Raw genomic sequence first — 15199 nt, 5'->3', positions numbered from 1 at the left:
CGCGGTCATATCCGCCACGGGTGGTCACACAATCTCGCATCATCAATCCCTCGGATGATCTGTCCCGGCTGGAACAGGGGTAACAAGGTCGATCCGCCAGCTTCGGCGCGGGTACCGCCTGTGAGGATGGTTCACATCTGCACGCAATGATTCACGCCCAAACGATACTCAAGCCCCATTTCTGCGGCCAGCGCCACACGGGACAACTCACGACAAACTGACTCTTGGGAAACCCCGGCCAAACCGATCGTGCGTTTGTGCCACGCGTTATTTCCTTTGTCTGTCACCGCAAGGCAACGGTTCAGATGTTCCAGTGTTGCCAAGACTTGCGGCCTTTTTCGGACGACAGCCAAGCGCAACCATGGTGCGGATCCGAGCGGCTCAGCCGAACGGCGGGCTTTCCGTCGCGGGGGTCTCGTCATTGGCTTCGTCGAGCTTGCGGTAGAGCGTCGAGCGTCCGATTTTGAGGCGGCGCGCCACCTCCGACATCTGGCCGCGGTAATGGGCGATGGCGAAACGGATGATCTCATGCTCCATCTCCTCGAGCGGCCGCACCTCGCCGCTTGCGGTGAGCAGCGGCAGGAACCCGTGCGAGGGCAGAGGGGCAATGGGGACTTCACTTCCCGGCACCATCGCAGGCAGCGCCGGAACAGGCCGCTCCACGGTGAGGACCGGCGCAGGCTCCACCGGCGGTGCGTGGGTGGGAATCAGCGGAAAATCGGCCACGCCGAGCTGGTCACTCTCGCCCATGACGACGGCGCGGTAGACCGCGTTTTCCAACTGGCGGATATTGCCGGGCCAGTCGAGCTTGGTCAGATAGGCGACGGCCTCGCCGGCGATGCCCGAAATGGCGCGGTTCTCCTCAGCCGCAAACCGCGCGAGGAAATGCCGCAACAGATGCGGGATGTCCTCGCGGCGGGTGCGTAGCGGCGGAACGGTGAGCGGCAGCACATGCAGCCGGTAGAACAGATCCTCGCGGAAGTGGCCCTCCTTGACGCGGTCAAGCAGCCTGCGATTGGTCGCCGAGATGATGCGGACGTCGACCTTGACCGGCTTGCGGCCGCCGACGGCTTCCACGGCGCCCTCCTGCAGGGCGCGCAGCAGCTTGACCTGGGCGGTGAGCGGCAGCTCCGAGACCTCATCGAGGAACAGCGTGCCGCCATGGGCTTCGACGAACTTGCCCATGTGACGCTCGGTCGCGCCGGTGAATGCGCCCTTCTCGTGACCGAACAGGATCGATTCCACCAGATTGTCCGGGATCGCGCCGCAATTGACGGCAACGAACGGTTTCGTCTTGCGCTCGCTGGTGCCGTGGATGGCGCGGGCGAACAGCTCCTTGCCGACGCCTGATTCGCCTTCGATCAGCACCGGGATCGACGAGGCCGCGGCCTTCTCGGCGATGCGCAGGATCGGCGCCATCGCCTCCGCGCGGGTGATGATGTCGGCGAAGGTCAGGCGCCCTTCGCGGCTGTGCCGGATGCGCTGCAACTCGCCCTTCAAGGCCGAGGTATTGAGCGCATTACGCAACGAGACCTGGAGCCGCTCGATGCCGACCGGTTTGACGACGAAGTCCTGCGCGCCGGCGCGCATTGCGGAGACGACGTTGTCGATGCCGCCATGCGCGGTCTGCACGATCACGGGTATCGAGATCCCCATCTCGCGCATCTTGGAGAGGACACCCATGCCGTCGAGGCCGGGCATCACGAGATCGAGCACGATGGCGTCGATGGGGCCGGCATCAGGATTCGTCAGCTTCTCGATGACGGCATCGCCGGTCTCGACGACGACCGCCTCGTAGCCGCATTTCTGCACCATGTTCTCCACCAGCCGGCGCTGGACCGGATCATCATCGGCAATCAAAATGCTGGCAGCCATGGCTTTCCTTGCACGCTACGACTATCTGTCTCGAATCGGGGCACTCTCGCCGACGCCGATTAACGCAACCTTAAACCTCGCTGATCGGGATACACGTTCGAACAACAGGTTACCCATCCGATGACCTCGCGCGCTTCTTCTGCCCTTCGCAAGCCGACCAGATCCGCCCCTCAGACCAAATCCGCCAAGACCAAATCCAACAAGGCCAAGCCGGCCAAGAAGCCCGCGTCAAAGCCGAAGCCGGTAGAGGTCAAGGCTGCGCGCGGTGCGACGGCCAAATCATCGGCCAAACCGGCAAAGAAGGCCGTCGCGGCAAAGGCCGGCATCGGCGTGCTGCCCGAATGGAATCTCGGCGACCTCTATATGGGCATCGACGCCCCTGAGATCGCTCACGATCTCGCGAAGATGGATTCCGAATGCGTCGCGTTTGAGACCGACTACAAGGGCAAGCTCGCCGAGCATGTGGCGCGCGAGGGTGGCGGCGAATGGCTCGCAGAAGCCGTGCGGCGCTACGAGGCGATCGACGATCTCGCCGGGAGGCTCGGTTCGTTCGCCGGTCTTGCGCATGCCGGCGACAGCGTCGATCCGGCGATCTCCAAATTCTACGGCGACATCTCGGAGCGGCTCACGGCGGCGTCGACGCATCTGCTGTTTTTCCCGCTCGAGCTCAACCGCATCGACGACGCCGTGATCGAGCGCGCGATGGAGACGCCCGCGCTCGGCCATTACCGGCCGTGGATCGAGGACCTGCGCAAGGACAAGCCGTATCAGCTCGAGGACCGCGTCGAGCAGCTGTTCCACGAAAAATCGCAGACCGGCTATTCGGCTTGGAACAGGTTGTTCGACCAGACCATCGCTGGCCTGCGGTTTCAGGTCGGAGGTAAGGAGCTCGCGATCGAGCCGACGCTGAATTTCCTGCAGGACCGCGACGGCGCCAAGCGCAAGGCCGCAGCCGAAGCGCTGGCCAAGACGTTCAAGGCCAATGAGCGCACCTTCGCGCTGATCACCAACACGCTCGCCAAGGACAAGGACATCTCGGACCGCTGGCGCGGTTTCCAGGATGTCGCCGACTCCCGCCACTTGAACAATCGCGTCGAGCGCGAGGTGGTCGATGCGCTGGTAGCGTCGGTACGCGCGTCCTATCCGAAGCTGTCGCATCGCTACTACCAGCTCAAGGCGCGCTGGTTCAAAAAGAAGAAGCTCGCGCATTGGGACCGCAATGCGCCGCTGCCCTTCGCGGCCAATGCCACCATCGCCTGGCCGGAGGCGAAGAGCATGGTGTTGACGGCGTATCACGGCTTCTCGCCCGAGATGGCCGACATCGCGCAGCGCTTCTTCGACCAGAGCTGGATCGATGCGCCGGTGCGGCCGGGCAAGGCGCCGGGCGCGTTCTCGCATCCGACCACGCCCTCGGCGCATCCCTATGTGCTGATGAACTACCAGGGCAAGCCGCGCGACGTGATGACGCTCGCGCATGAGCTCGGCCACGGCGTGCACCAGGTGCTGGCGGCGAGGCAAGGCGCGCTGATGGCGCCGACGCCGCTGACCTTGGCGGAGACCGCGAGCGTGTTCGGCGAGATGCTGACGTTCAAGCGGCTGCTATCCGAGACCAAGGACGCCAGGCAGCGCCAGGCGCTGCTCGCCGGCAAGGTCGAGGACATGATCAACACCGTGGTGCGGCAGATCGCGTTCTATTCGTTCGAGCGCGCCGTGCATACCGAGCGCAAGAACGGCGAGCTGACCGCGGAGCGACTCGGACAGCTCTGGCTGTCGGTGCAGACCGAGAGCCTCGGCGAGGCGATCGAGATCAAGCCGGGCTACGAAAACTTCTGGATGTACATCCCGCACTTCATCCATTCGCCGTTCTACGTCTACGCCTATGCGTTCGGCGACTGCCTCGTGAACTCGCTCTATGCGGTCTACGAGCACGCCGCCGAGGGGTTTGCCGAGCGCTATCTGGCGATGCTCGCGGCCGGCGGCACCAAGCATTATTCCGAACTGCTCAAGCCGTTCGGCCTGGACGCCAAGGACCCCAAATTCTGGGACGGCGGTCTCTCAGTCATCGCCGGCATGATCGACGAGCTGGAGGCGATGGGGTAGGGGCGTAAAACATTTGTTGAACGGATTGAAGAGGCGCGTTATACATTTGTATAACGCGCCTCTTTTTCGGAGCGGCCTGCTATGAAGATCGAAATCAAGAAGATCGGCAATTCCGACGGCCTGCTGTTGCCGCGCGAACTGATGCAGCGGCTCGATCTCAAACGCGGTCAGCAACTGCACATCGTCGAATTGCCCGGCGGCGGCTTCCAGGCGCTGCCCTATGATCCGGATTTCGAGCGGACGATGGAGATCGCGGACGAGATCATGGATGAGTATCGCGACACCCTGGCCGCGCTCGCCAAATGAGCGAGCAGCAGGGGCCGCTTTGGATCACCTACGAGCAGGCCGTCGCGATCCACGCCCGACAGTTGCGCCGCTTCGGCGGCGCGCCCGGGCCGCGCGACGAGGGCATGCTCCGCTCGGCCCTGGAGCGGCCCATTAACAAATGGAGCTATGAGCAGGCGACGCTTCCCGAGCTTGCCGCAGCCTATGCATTCGGACTGGCCAAGAACCACGCTTTCGTAGACGGCAATAGGCGGATCGCCTTCATGGCGATGATGACGTTTCTGCGGAGAAACGAAATCGCGTTCGCGCCCGAGCCGGCTCAGGCCACCGCCATGATCCTCGCCCTCGCTGCCGGCGAGGTCAGCGAGGCCAGCCTGACGCGCTGGATCCGTGACAATTGGCCTCGCCAATAGGGCGATCGGAAAACGCGATAAAACTGCCTTGCATGCCAGCCGTTGCCCTTGCATCGGCTTTGGGGTATGCGACCTTAACAAAGCATATTTCTCTGGGGGACCCCGATGGCAAACCATGGCGAGATCGCCTACTCGACGGCTGACGGCAACGACTATGTGGCGCATGAGGCCACCTACGAGGGCTTCATCAAGCTGGTGAAGTACGGCACGATCAGCGTCGCTCTCATCGTCATCTTGATGGCTATTTTCCTCGCTTAATGTCGCTCTCGGCCCGCCGGCATCCCCGCCGGCGGGCCTTCAGCTGACTGCCGAAGCCAAGTGCTAACTTGGCGTCATGCTGTAGCCCATGGACGTCCCGCCCTCTTAAAGCTCGCGCGCGCATTCGCGCCGGAGGCCTCATGAAGATTGCCGTCGCCAAGGAAATCGACCCGTTGGAGCCGCGGGTTGCCGCCTCTCCCGACACGGTGAAGAAGTTCAAGGCGTTGGGTGCCGAGATCGCGGTCGAGCCCGGCGCCGGCATCAAATCCGGCCTGCCGGACTCGGAATTCACGGCGGCGGGCGCAACCGTGAGCGCGGACGCGCTCAAGGATGCCGACATCATCATCAAGGTGAAGCGGCCGGAAGCCTCCGAACTCGCCAACTACCGGCGCGGCGCCTTGGTGTTCGCGATCATGGACCCCTACGGCAATGACGCGGCGCTCAAGGCCATGGCCGATGCCGGCATTGCCTCCTTCGCGATGGAGCTGATGCCGCGCATCACCCGCGCCCAGGTGATGGACGTGCTGTCGAGCCAGGCCAACCTCGCCGGCTACCGCGCCGTGATCGAGGGCGCCGAGGCCTTCGGCCGCGCCTTCCCGATGATGATGACCGCGGCCGGCACCGTGCCGGCGACCAAGGTGTTCGTGATGGGCGTCGGCGTCGCCGGCCTGCAGGCGATCGCGACCGCGCGCCGGCTCGGCGCCATGGTCTCTGCGACCGACGTGCGACCGGCCACCAAGGAGCAGGTGGAGAGCCTCGGCGCCAAGTTCCTCGCGGTCGAGGACGAGGAGTTCAAGAACGCCCAGACGGCCGGCGGCTACGCCAAGGAGATGTCCAAGGAGTACCAGGCCAAGCAGGCGGCGCTGACGGCGGAACACATCAAGAAGCAGGACGTCATCATCACCACGGCGCTGATTCCCGGCCGTCCGGCGCCGCGCCTCGTCACCATGGAGATGGTGAAGTCGATGCGCCCGGGCTCGGTGCTGGTCGACCTCGCGGTCGAGCGCGGCGGCAATGTCGAGGGCGTCAAGCTGGGCGAGACCGTCGAGATCGACGGCGTCAAGATCATCGGCTACCCCAATCTCGCCGGCCGGGTCGCAGCTTCCGCCTCCGGTCTCTACGCCCGCAACCTGTTTTCCTTCATCGAGACGATGATCGACAAGAAGGAAAAGACACTGGCGGTCAACTGGGACGACGAACTGGTCAAGGCCACGGCTTTGACAAAGGATGGCGCCATCGTCCACCCGAACTTCCAGCCGAAGCCCTAAGGAGCAGAGCCATGGAACATGTCGTCCAAGCCGTCGACCCCTTCGTCTTCCGGCTGTCGATCTTCGTGCTGGCGGTGTTCGTCGGCTACTTCGTGGTGTGGTCGGTGACGCCGGCCCTGCACACGCCGCTGATGTCGGTGACCAATGCGATCTCCTCGGTGATCGTGGTCGGCGCGCTGCTGGCGGTCGGCGTTCCCATGCTGTCGAGCGGCAGCGGTCTGGCACGGGCGTTCGGCTTCGTCGCGCTGATCTTCGCCTGCGTGAACATCTTCGGCGGCTTCCTCGTCACCCAGCGCATGCTGGCGATGTACAAGAAGAAGTCCAAGTAACAACGCCGCACGACGCGGGATGACAGGCACAACGGGGCATCTGCAATGAACGCCAATCTGTCGGCACTCCTTTATCTCGTGGCAGGTGTGCTGTTCATCCTGTCTCTTCGCGGGCTGTCGAGTCCGGCCTCCAGCCGGCAAGGCAACTTCTTCGGCATGGCCGGCATGGCGATTGCGGTCGCGACCACGCTGGCCGGGCATCCACCAGCAGATGCGATCGCCTGGATCCTCGTGATCCTCGGCGTTGCGATCGGCGGCGGCATCGGTGCGGTGATCGCGCGCCGGGTGCCGATGACGTCGATGCCCGAGCTCGTGGCGGCGTTCCACTCGCTGGTCGGCATGGCCGCGGTGCTGGTCGCCGCCGGCGCGTTCTTTGCGCCCGAAGCCTTCGACATCGGTACGCCCGGCAACATCCATCCGCAGAGCCTGGTCGAAATGTCGCTCGGCGTCGCCATCGGCGCGCTGACCTTCACCGGCTCGGTCATCGCCTTCCTGAAGCTCTCGGCACGGATGAGCGGCGCGCCGATCATCCTGCCGGCGCGCCACATGATCAACATTGCGCTCGCCGTTGCGCTCGTCTTCTTCGTGGTCCGTCTGGTGATGACGGGCGGCGGGTTCGACTTCCTGATGGTGACGCTGCTGGCGCTGGCGCTCGGCGTGCTCATGATCATCCCGATCGGCGGCGCCGACATGCCGGTCGTGATCTCGATGCTGAACTCCTATTCGGGCTGGGCCGCGGCGGGTATCGGCTTCACGCTCGGCAATTCGGCGCTGATCATCACCGGCGCGCTGGTCGGCTCGTCCGGTGCGATCCTGTCCTACATCATGTGCCATGCGATGAACCGGTCCTTCATCTCGGTCATCCTCGGCGGCTTCGGCGGCGAGACCGCAGCGGCCGGCGGTGGTACCGGTGAGCAGAAGCCGGCCAAGCTCGGCTCGGCCGACGACGCGGCCTTCATCATGAAGAACGCCTCGAAGGTGATCATCGTGCCCGGCTACGGCATGGCCGTGGCCCAGGCCCAGCACGCGCTGCGCGAGATGGCCGACACGCTGAAGAAGGAAGGTGTCGAGGTGAAGTACGCCATTCATCCGGTCGCGGGCCGCATGCCCGGCCACATGAACGTGCTGCTCGCCGAGGCCAACGTCCCCTATGACGAGGTGTTCGAGCTCGAGGACATCAACTCGGAATTCGCCCAGGCCGACGTCGCCTTCGTGATCGGCGCCAACGATGTCACCAACCCGGCGGCTGAGGAGGACAAGTCCTCGCCGATCTACGGCATGCCGGTGCTGCAGGTCTGGAAGGCCGGCACCGTGATGTTCATCAAGCGCTCGCTCGCCTCGGGCTATGCCGGCATCGACAATCCGCTGTTCTACCGCGACAACACGATGATGCTGCTCGGCGACGCCAAGAAGATGACCGAGAACATCGTCAAGGGCATGTAGCTGGCATTATTGGGAGCCATGGCGGTCCTGAAATGGCTCCTGATCGTCGTGGTGGCGATCTACGCCACCGTGCTTGCCGTGCTGTTCATGCGCCAGCGCGCGATGCTGTTTCCGATCCCGCCGGTCGGTCGCACCGCGCCGGACGCGGCCGGATTTCCGCAGGCTGAAGAGCACGTGCTGACCTCGGCCGACGGCGAGAAGGTCATCGCCTGGCATGTGCCGGCGCAGCCCGGCCGCAAGGTCGTGCTGTATTTCCCAGGCAATGGCGACTTCCTCGCCGGTGTGGTCTCGCGCTTCAAGGCGCTGACCTCCGACGGGACCGGCCTCGTCGCGCTGTCCTATCGCGGTTATGCAGGCTCGAGCGGCAACCCCAGTGAGCAGGGGCTGCTTCAGGATGCCGCAGCCGCCTATGCCTTCACGCGCGAGCGCTACGCGGCGGAGCGCATCGTGGCTTGGGGCTTTTCACTGGGCAGCGGCGTGGCCGCCGCGATCGCCGCTGAGCGTCCCATGGCCAGGCTGATCCTGGAGGCGCCCTATACGTCCACGGTCGACGTCGCCTCCGACATGCTCAAAGTGGTTCCCGTCAGCCTGCTGATGCGCGACCGCTTCCAATCCGATCAGCGCATCGCCAAGGTGCATGTGCCGCTGCTGATCATGCATGGCGCCAAAGATCCGGGGATTCCGATCCGCTTCGGGGAACGATTGTTCGCGCTTGCGCATGACCCCAAGCGCTTCGTACGGTTTCCCGACGGCGGACATAATGATCTGGATTTCTACGGTGCGACAGGTACGGCCAAGAGTTTCATCGACAGCCCGTAATGTCCTCGGTCGGTGGCCGGCTCTGCTTGTAGTCGCGATCGTCGCAGGTCCGCCGATCCCCGCGTATGCCGCCGCCGGCCTCGATGGCGCTGCGATGACCTGGCCGTTCGCGCTGCCGTTTGCGGGATTGCTGCTGTCGATCGCGCTCGGCCCGCTGCTGTTTGCCCGCCTCTGGCATCATCATTACGGCAAGATCGCCTTGGCATGGGCCGTGGTGACGCTGGCGGCGCTGACCTGGCAGGCGGGACTGGCGGTCTCGCTCGCGTCCTTCATCCACGCGCTGCTCGCGGAGTATCTCAGCTTCATCGTGCTGCTGTTTGCGCTCTACACCGTCGCCGGCGGCATCCTGGTGACCGGCGACATCAGAGGTACGCCGGCGACCAATACGGCCATCCTGGCTCTCGGCACGATCATCGCGAGCGTGGTCGGCACGACGGGCGCCGCGATGATCCTGGTGCGTCCGCTGATCCGCGCCAATCTGACGCGGCCGCACAACGTGCACGTGCTGGTCTTCTTCATCATCCTGGCTGCCAATGTCGGTGGCGCGCTCAGCCCTCTGGGCGATCCGCCGCTGTTCGTCGGCTTTCTGCGCGGCGTCGATTTCTTCTGGACGACGCAACACCTCTGGCTGCAGACCGCGATCGTCGCCGGATTGCTGCTCATCGTCTTTGCCGCTATCGACTGGTGGCGCTTCCGAGCGGAGAAGCTTGCGTCGCAAGCGTTCGTAGCGAAGGAGCCGGTGCGCATTCGCGGCCTCATCAATATCGTTCTGATCGCCGCGATCGTTGCCAATACGCTGCTCTCGGCGACCTGGAAGCCAGGCATCTCCTTCGACGTCTTCGGCACGCATGTCGAGCTTCAGAACCTCGTGCGCGATGCCATCCTCGTGGCGATCGCCGGCCTGTCGCTCTGGCTCACGCCGGACGAGCACCGCGAGGCGAACGGGTTCAACTGGGAGCCGATCCGAGAGGTCGCCAAGCTGTTCGCGGCGATCTTCACCGCGATCGTCCCGGTCATCGCCATGCTGAACGCGGGGCGCAGTGGCTCGTTCGGCTGGCTCTTGGATGCCGTGACGACACCCGCCGGCGCGCCGAGAGAGGTCGCCTATTTCTGGTTCACGGGGCTGATGTCGGCCTTCCTCGACAATGCCCCGACCTATCTCTTGTTCTTCGAATTGGCGGGCGGCGATCCCAAGGTGCTGATGGGCGAACTCTCGGGCACGCTGGCGGCGATCTCGATGGGCGCCGTCTACATGGGTGCGCTGACCTACATTGGAAACGCGCCGAACTTCATGGTCGCAGCGATCGCCAATGAGCGCGGCATCAAGATGCCGAGTTTCTTCGGCTACATGCTGCGGGCAGGTGCCGTCCTCATTCCGCTGTTCGTGCTGCTGACCGTGCTTCCGATCCATCCGCTGCTCAGCCCGCATTGACCTGATCGACGGCACTTTCAGAGACCGCCCTGGTTGACCCTGTCACGGCCGGACCGCGTGACGATCGCCTCGCTGTCGCGCATAGTCGGACAGAACGGATCGAAGGACGCGAATCATGAGCGTGAAGGGCGCAACGCCCGCATCATCGGTGATCTTTCCCGGCCTGGCGGTCGCGCTTGTCGCGATCGTCACGGCGACGCATTATGACTTCACGCCTTCGGCCGCCGGCGTGGTCTTCGCCGCGGTGCTGCTGGTGATCCTGTTCGGCACGGTGTTCGCGGCCGTGCACCATGCCGAGGTGATCGCGCATGAGATCGGCGAGCCGTTCGGCACGCTGCTCCTGACCCTGGCGGTGACGGTGATCGAGGTGGCGCTGATCGCCACCATCATGCTCGGCGACAAGGCTGCGCCCGCGCTGGCCCGCGACACCGTGTTCGCGGTCGTCATGATCGTGTGCAACGGCCTGGCCGGCATCTGCATCTTCATCGGCGGCCTGCGCTATCGCGAGCAGGACGTGCTGGTCTCCGGTGCCAATCTGTATCTCAGCGTACTGTTCACGATGGCAACCATCACACTGGTGCTGCCGAATTATACCTTGACGTCGCCTGGTCCGGTGTATTCTGCCGTGCAGATCGCCTTCGTCAGCGTCGTGACGATCCTGCTCTACGCGGTGTTCCTGTATACGCAGACCACCCGCCATCGGGATTATTTCGTCGGCGGCTCGGCTGGGTTCGCCGATGACGATGTCCGGCTGCCGCGTGCGAAGCTGTTGCTCAGTGTCGGGCTGCTGCTGGTCGCACTGCTCGCTGTGGTCCTGCTTGCCAAGAAGTTCTCGCTGGTGGTCGACGCCGGCGTTGCCGCAACGGGTGCGCCGCAGGCGGTCGCAGGCGTGCTCGTGGCGCTGTTGATCCTGCTGCCGGAGAGTATCGCCGCCCTCTCGGCCGCCCGCGCCAACGACCTTCAGAAGAGCATCAATCTCGCGCTTGGCTCCTCGCTCGCCACCATAGGGCTGACCATCCCGGCAGTGGCGGTCGCCGCCCATGTGCTCGACAAGCAGCTCGTCCTCGGGCTGGACCCGCAGGGAATAGTGCTGCTGGTCCTGACCTTCGTCCTAAGCATGCTGACCTTCGGCACGGGACGGACGAACATCCTGTTCGGGCTGGTGCACATGGTGGTGTTCGCGATATTCCTGTTCCTGCTCTTCGTCCCCTGATTCAAGAGATCCCCCATGCTCAGCGCCCAGTCCGACGTCCAGGTCGATACGCCCGAAGTCCGCGTCACGGAGTGGCGGCTATTGCCCGGCAGTGCCACGGGGCGCCACGTTCATGAGATGGATTACGTGATCGTGCCGGTCACCGCGGGCGAGATGACGATCGTGGCGCCGTCCGGCGAGCGCTCGAAGGCGCAGCTCGCGGTCGGCAAATCCTATTTCCGCAAAGCCGGTGTCGAACACGATGTACTGAATGAGACTGGTTCCGAGATCGTTTTCCTCGAAGTTGAATTGAAGCCGTAACCATTTGTTTACCGGGATGCCGCTGATTGTGGTATCTTGAGCCGGCGATCCGGAAGCAGTTGGCAGCGCCCATACGATCTTGGATTGCAGCACGGCTTCGGTCTCAAAGGGCTTCAGGAGAACAACTTTTCGGCGGTTGCGCCTGCAGGGATCGCAGGTTGCGGGCTCCGGAAGGTACTGGGATGGTCCCTTAATTGTGCCTCAAAGTTCCCGCAAATACCGCGCGGGAGTGGTCAGCATGCTGAAATATCTCACAAAGTTCGCCATGGAGATCGTCCCGTCGGTGGTTGCCACCATCATCGGGGCCTACATCGTCAACCACTACATCAATACCAAGCCCGACTCGCCGCCATCGACCGTGGCGGCGGTGGCGTCGGCTGCCTACGCCAAGCTCACCGGCTCAAAGAGCGACGCTCCGAAATCCACGGGCAAGGGGATCGACCCCGCCAAGCTGGAAGCGAAGGCCGATCCCAAGTCCGACGCCAAGCCGGCGGAAACGTCGACGGAGGTCTCCAGCATTCCCGCTCCTGGCATCAAGGCCAAGGGGGTCTCGGAGAAGTCGCTCGCCGACAAGGCTGCGGAGAAGGCCGTCGAAGTGAAGCCGACCGAAACAGCGAGCCTCCCGACCGATGTGCAGGCCGCGCGCCATCCCGGGTCGCCGCGGGAAAAGCTGATTGCGCGCGGTACTCCGGCCGAGGCCCCAGCGGCCCAGCAGGACGATCGCCGGGATGCTGCTGATCTCGCCCGCGCGGCGATCGAGCGGTTGCGCGCGAGCGAAGGTGCCGGCAGGGCGGCTGTCGAGAAGCCGTCGAGCGACGCAGCCCGGGGCGCTGGCGAGACCCCGCGCATCGCGACCGTCGCGCCACAGGTGTCGCCGGTCCGTCCGCTGCCGCCTCCCGTGACGGTCTCTGCGCCACCGGCCGAGCAGGGCTTTGCCTTGCCGTCGGCCTCGAGCCCGACCTACACGGGATCATTGCAGCCGGACGGGCGCCCGACCCCGCCGGCGGAGATCCCTGTCCAGCAGTTGCGTCCGCTCGACCTGCGCGCCGACAAGACTGATCCATCGATCAAGGACCAGATGTCCAGCGTGGCGCAGGACATGATGTCGGCGGCGAAATCGGTGTTCCACTCAGTGCTGCCGAAATAGCCGGTCGAATCGTTCGCGGACGTGATCGAGGCGGTGGGCCTGGCCGGTCTGCCGCCTTTTTCTTTGGAGTGGCGAGCTCTGCAGCGATGCGAGGGGCGGGCGCAGCAACCCGGATTCAATCCGGTCGCCGGATGGCCAGAGGCGCAAAATCAAAAAGGAGCGCCCAAAACAAAAACGCGAGCCAAAGGCCCGCGCTTCAGACGACGTCAAATTGAAGTGGCCAGATCAGCGCGGCGCGCCGGGACGGGCACCTGCGCCCGGACCACGACCAGCACCACGGTCACCGCCGGGGCCAGCGCCGAACACCGGCTTCGGCTTCATCGGCAGCAGGCCTTCACGCTGCAACTTCTTGCGGGCCAGCTTGCGCGCACGGCGCACGGCTTCGGCCTTCTCGCGGGCTTTCTTCTCGGACGGCTTCTCGTAATGGCCGCGAAGCTTCATCTCGCGGAAAATGCCCTCACGCTGCATCTTCTTCTTGAGCGCCTTGAGGGCTTGATCGACATTGTTATCGCGAACGAGAACCTGCACGCGGCATCCTCTTTCTCAGTCTATCGGTTTGAAATCTGGTGAAGCCAGGGCTGGCAAATGCCCGCGCCCTTAACCTTGAGCGCGCCCGTGTATCAGAGGACACCGTCGCTGTCCACCCGCTGACGGGCTCTTGACCGCAAGTTTAACCTCGCCGGAGCGGTTTATTTCAGCCCTGCCTCGGCGGCAGTGGCGAGACCTGGGTCACATGCCCCATTTTGCGGCCCGGACGAGCGGCGCCCTTGCCGTAGAGATGCACGGTCGCGCCGGGAACCGTGAGCCACTGCTCGTAGCTGTCGATCTCGTCCCCGATCAGGTTCGTCATCGTGACGTGGCCGTGGCGCAGCGGCTTGCCGAGCGGCCAACCGGCGATCGCCCGGATGTGCTGTTCGAACTGGGAAATCGAGGCGCCATCGAGGGTCCAGTGGCCGGAATTGTGCACCCGCGGTGCAATCTCGTTGACCAGGACGCCTGGAGTGGGACCATCCGATACCACGAACATCTCCACGGCCAGCACCCCGACGTAATCGAGGGCCGTGGCGATCCGGCTCGCAATGTCCCTGGCCTCGTCGGCGAGCGCATCCGGGATGCGCGCCGGCGCCCGCGACACCTTCAGGATGTGATCGCGATGCTCGTTCTCGGTGACGTCGAAGCACTCGACCTGTCCATCGGCCGCTCGGGCCGCCACGACCGATATCTCGCGCTCGAACGGAACGAACGCCTCAAGGATCGCCGACTTGGTGCCGAGCTCGGCCCAGATCCGCTCGAGATCGTCACCCGGCCGGATCTTGATCTGGCCCTTGCCGTCATAGCCGAACCGACGCGTCTTCAGCACGGCCGGCAAGCCGATCCGGAACGCGGCTTCGCGCAAGGTGGCGACCGAGGACACGTCGGCATAGGTCGCGGTGCTGATGCCCAGCGAGGTGACGAAATCCTTCTCGGTGAGGCGATCCTGGGTCGTCTCGAGCGCCGAGCGGCGCGGCAGCACCGGGCGCCTCGCCGCCAGCACCATGGCCGCGGCCGAGGGGACGTTTTCGAACTCGTAGGTGACGACGTCGACGTCATTGGCGAACAGCTCGAGCGCCTCGACGTCGGCATATTCGGCGCAGGTTGCGTTCAGCACCACGTCGAAGGCGGGGGAGTCCGGGTCCGGCGAGAACACCTGGCAGCGCAGCCCGAGCCGCGCCGCAGCAAGCGCCAGCATACGGCCGAGCTGGCCGCCGCCGAGAATACCGATGGTGTCGCCGGGCTTGAGCTTCACCCGATTGGAGTCGGTCACGCCGTGCCCTCCGGACGTTCGGCGATCGCATTGGTCTGCGCCTGGCGCCAGGCCGACAGACGGCCGGCGAGCGCGGGATCGGAGAGAGCGAGCACGCTCGCCGCCAGCAGCGCCGCGTTGATGGCGCCGGATTTGCCGATGGCGAGCGTTCCCACCGGAATTCCGGCCGGCATCTGGACGATGGAATATAGCGAATCGATCCCCGACAGCGCCTTCGACTCGACGGGAACGCCGAACACGGGCAGCTCTGTCAGCGAGGCCGTCATGCCCGGCAGATGGGCGGCGCCGCCTGCACCGGCGATGACGACCTTGTAGCCGGCCGCCTTGGCGCCCTTGGCAAAGGCATACAGTCGGTCCGGGGTGCGGTGCGCCGAGATGATACGGGCGTCGTAGCTCACGCCCAACGCTCCGAGTGTGTCGGCGGCATGGCGCATGGTATCCCAGTCCGACTGGCTTCCCATGATAATGGCGATCGGGGCGGTCATAACCTCAAATCTTCTCGGGAATCCATCA

General features: G+C 64.6%; 16 protein-coding genes. 12 read left to right on the top strand and 4 right to left on the bottom strand.

The features are described from left to right. Positions 1 to 381 precede the first annotated feature (381 nt). On the bottom strand, positions 382 to 1875 hold the full coding sequence (locus QX135_RS14370; protein ID WP_316181068.1) for a sigma-54 dependent transcriptional regulator: 1494 nt from the start codon (positions 1873 to 1875) through the stop codon (positions 382 to 384). Between the two features lie 120 nt (positions 1876 to 1995). On the opposite strand from QX135_RS14370, the gene QX135_RS14365 reads away from it, so the two are divergent. The 12 genes from QX135_RS14365 (at position 1996) to QX135_RS14310 (ending at position 12882) form a co-directional block, all read left to right on the top strand. After that, positions 1996 to 3975, top strand: a complete 1980-nt coding sequence (locus QX135_RS14365; protein WP_316181070.1) for a M3 family oligoendopeptidase — start codon at positions 1996 to 1998, stop codon at positions 3973 to 3975. A gap of 81 nt (positions 3976 to 4056) precedes the next feature. Then, positions 4057 to 4281, top strand: coding sequence for a MazE family transcriptional regulator (locus QX135_RS14360; protein WP_015664446.1), 225 nt, complete (start codon positions 4057 to 4059; stop codon positions 4279 to 4281). Continuing rightward, positions 4278 to 4673 carry a type II toxin-antitoxin system death-on-curing family toxin gene (locus QX135_RS14355; RefSeq protein ID WP_315736333.1) on the top strand — a complete coding sequence of 132 codons (396 nt, stop codon included), beginning with the start codon at positions 4278 to 4280 and terminating at the stop codon, positions 4671 to 4673. Before QX135_RS14360 ends, QX135_RS14355 begins: the two co-directional genes overlap by 4 nt. A 105-nt stretch (positions 4674 to 4778) precedes the next feature. Next, entirely contained in the window at positions 4779 to 4931 is a 153-nt protein-coding gene (locus tag QX135_RS14350) for an aa3-type cytochrome c oxidase subunit IV (RefSeq protein WP_315736334.1), read from the top strand. Between the two features lie 140 nt (positions 4932 to 5071). Then, on the top strand, positions 5072 to 6199 hold the full coding sequence (locus QX135_RS14345) for a Re/Si-specific NAD(P)(+) transhydrogenase subunit alpha (RefSeq protein WP_316181073.1): 1128 nt from the start codon (positions 5072 to 5074) through the stop codon (positions 6197 to 6199). 11 nt (positions 6200 to 6210) lie between these two features. Beyond that, positions 6211 to 6528: a proton-translocating transhydrogenase family protein gene (locus QX135_RS14340; protein ID WP_172109941.1), complete on the top strand. Its 318-nt coding sequence runs from the start codon at positions 6211 to 6213 to the stop codon at positions 6526 to 6528. A 45-nt stretch (positions 6529 to 6573) separates the two neighbouring features. Beyond that, on the top strand, positions 6574 to 7971 hold the full coding sequence (locus tag QX135_RS14335) for an NAD(P)(+) transhydrogenase (Re/Si-specific) subunit beta (protein ID WP_315812883.1): 1398 nt from the start codon (positions 6574 to 6576) through the stop codon (positions 7969 to 7971). A gap of 18 nt (positions 7972 to 7989) precedes the next feature. Further along, on the top strand, positions 7990 to 8790 hold the full coding sequence (locus QX135_RS14330) for an alpha/beta hydrolase (protein WP_315779296.1): 801 nt from the start codon (positions 7990 to 7992) through the stop codon (positions 8788 to 8790). A gap of 94 nt (positions 8791 to 8884) precedes the next feature. Beyond that, complete coding sequence (locus tag QX135_RS14325) at positions 8885 to 10222, top strand: sodium:proton antiporter (RefSeq protein WP_316160704.1); 1338 nt, start codon at positions 8885 to 8887, stop codon at positions 10220 to 10222. Between the two features lie 115 nt (positions 10223 to 10337). Continuing rightward, on the top strand, positions 10338 to 11435 hold the full coding sequence (locus QX135_RS14320) for an ionic transporter y4hA (protein ID WP_315756068.1): 1098 nt from the start codon (positions 10338 to 10340) through the stop codon (positions 11433 to 11435). 15 nt (positions 11436 to 11450) lie between these two features. After that, a complete protein-coding gene (locus QX135_RS14315; RefSeq protein ID WP_315717559.1) occupies positions 11451 to 11735 on the top strand; it encodes a cupin domain-containing protein in 285 nt (94 codons plus the stop codon). A 238-nt stretch (positions 11736 to 11973) separates the two neighbouring features. Further along, entirely contained in the window at positions 11974 to 12882 is a 909-nt protein-coding gene (locus tag QX135_RS14310) for a hypothetical protein (protein WP_315812886.1), read from the top strand. Between the two features lie 225 nt (positions 12883 to 13107). On the opposite strand, the gene rpsU is transcribed toward QX135_RS14310, so the two are convergent. The 3 genes from rpsU to purE form a co-directional block, all read right to left on the bottom strand. Beyond that, complete coding sequence (rpsU, locus tag QX135_RS14305) at positions 13108 to 13410, bottom strand: 30S ribosomal protein S21 (RefSeq protein ID WP_011924350.1); 303 nt, start codon at positions 13408 to 13410, stop codon at positions 13108 to 13110. 166 nt (positions 13411 to 13576) lie between these two features. Beyond that, positions 13577 to 14686 (bottom strand): 5-(carboxyamino)imidazole ribonucleotide synthase, encoded by a 1110-nt coding sequence (locus QX135_RS14300; protein ID WP_315756070.1) that lies wholly within the window; start codon positions 14684 to 14686, stop codon positions 13577 to 13579. After that, on the bottom strand, positions 14683 to 15171 hold the full coding sequence (gene purE, locus QX135_RS14295) for a 5-(carboxyamino)imidazole ribonucleotide mutase (protein WP_315812887.1): 489 nt from the start codon (positions 15169 to 15171) through the stop codon (positions 14683 to 14685). Before purE ends, QX135_RS14300 begins: the two co-directional genes overlap by 4 nt. Positions 15172 to 15199 lie beyond the last annotated feature (28 nt).

This window comes from Bradyrhizobium sp. SZCCHNR1098 (assembly GCF_032489375.1).
Classification (GTDB): domain Bacteria; phylum Pseudomonadota; class Alphaproteobacteria; order Rhizobiales; family Xanthobacteraceae; genus Bradyrhizobium.
Note: the sequence above shows the minus strand (reverse complement) of the source record. Positions and strands in the feature narration are given on the sequence as shown.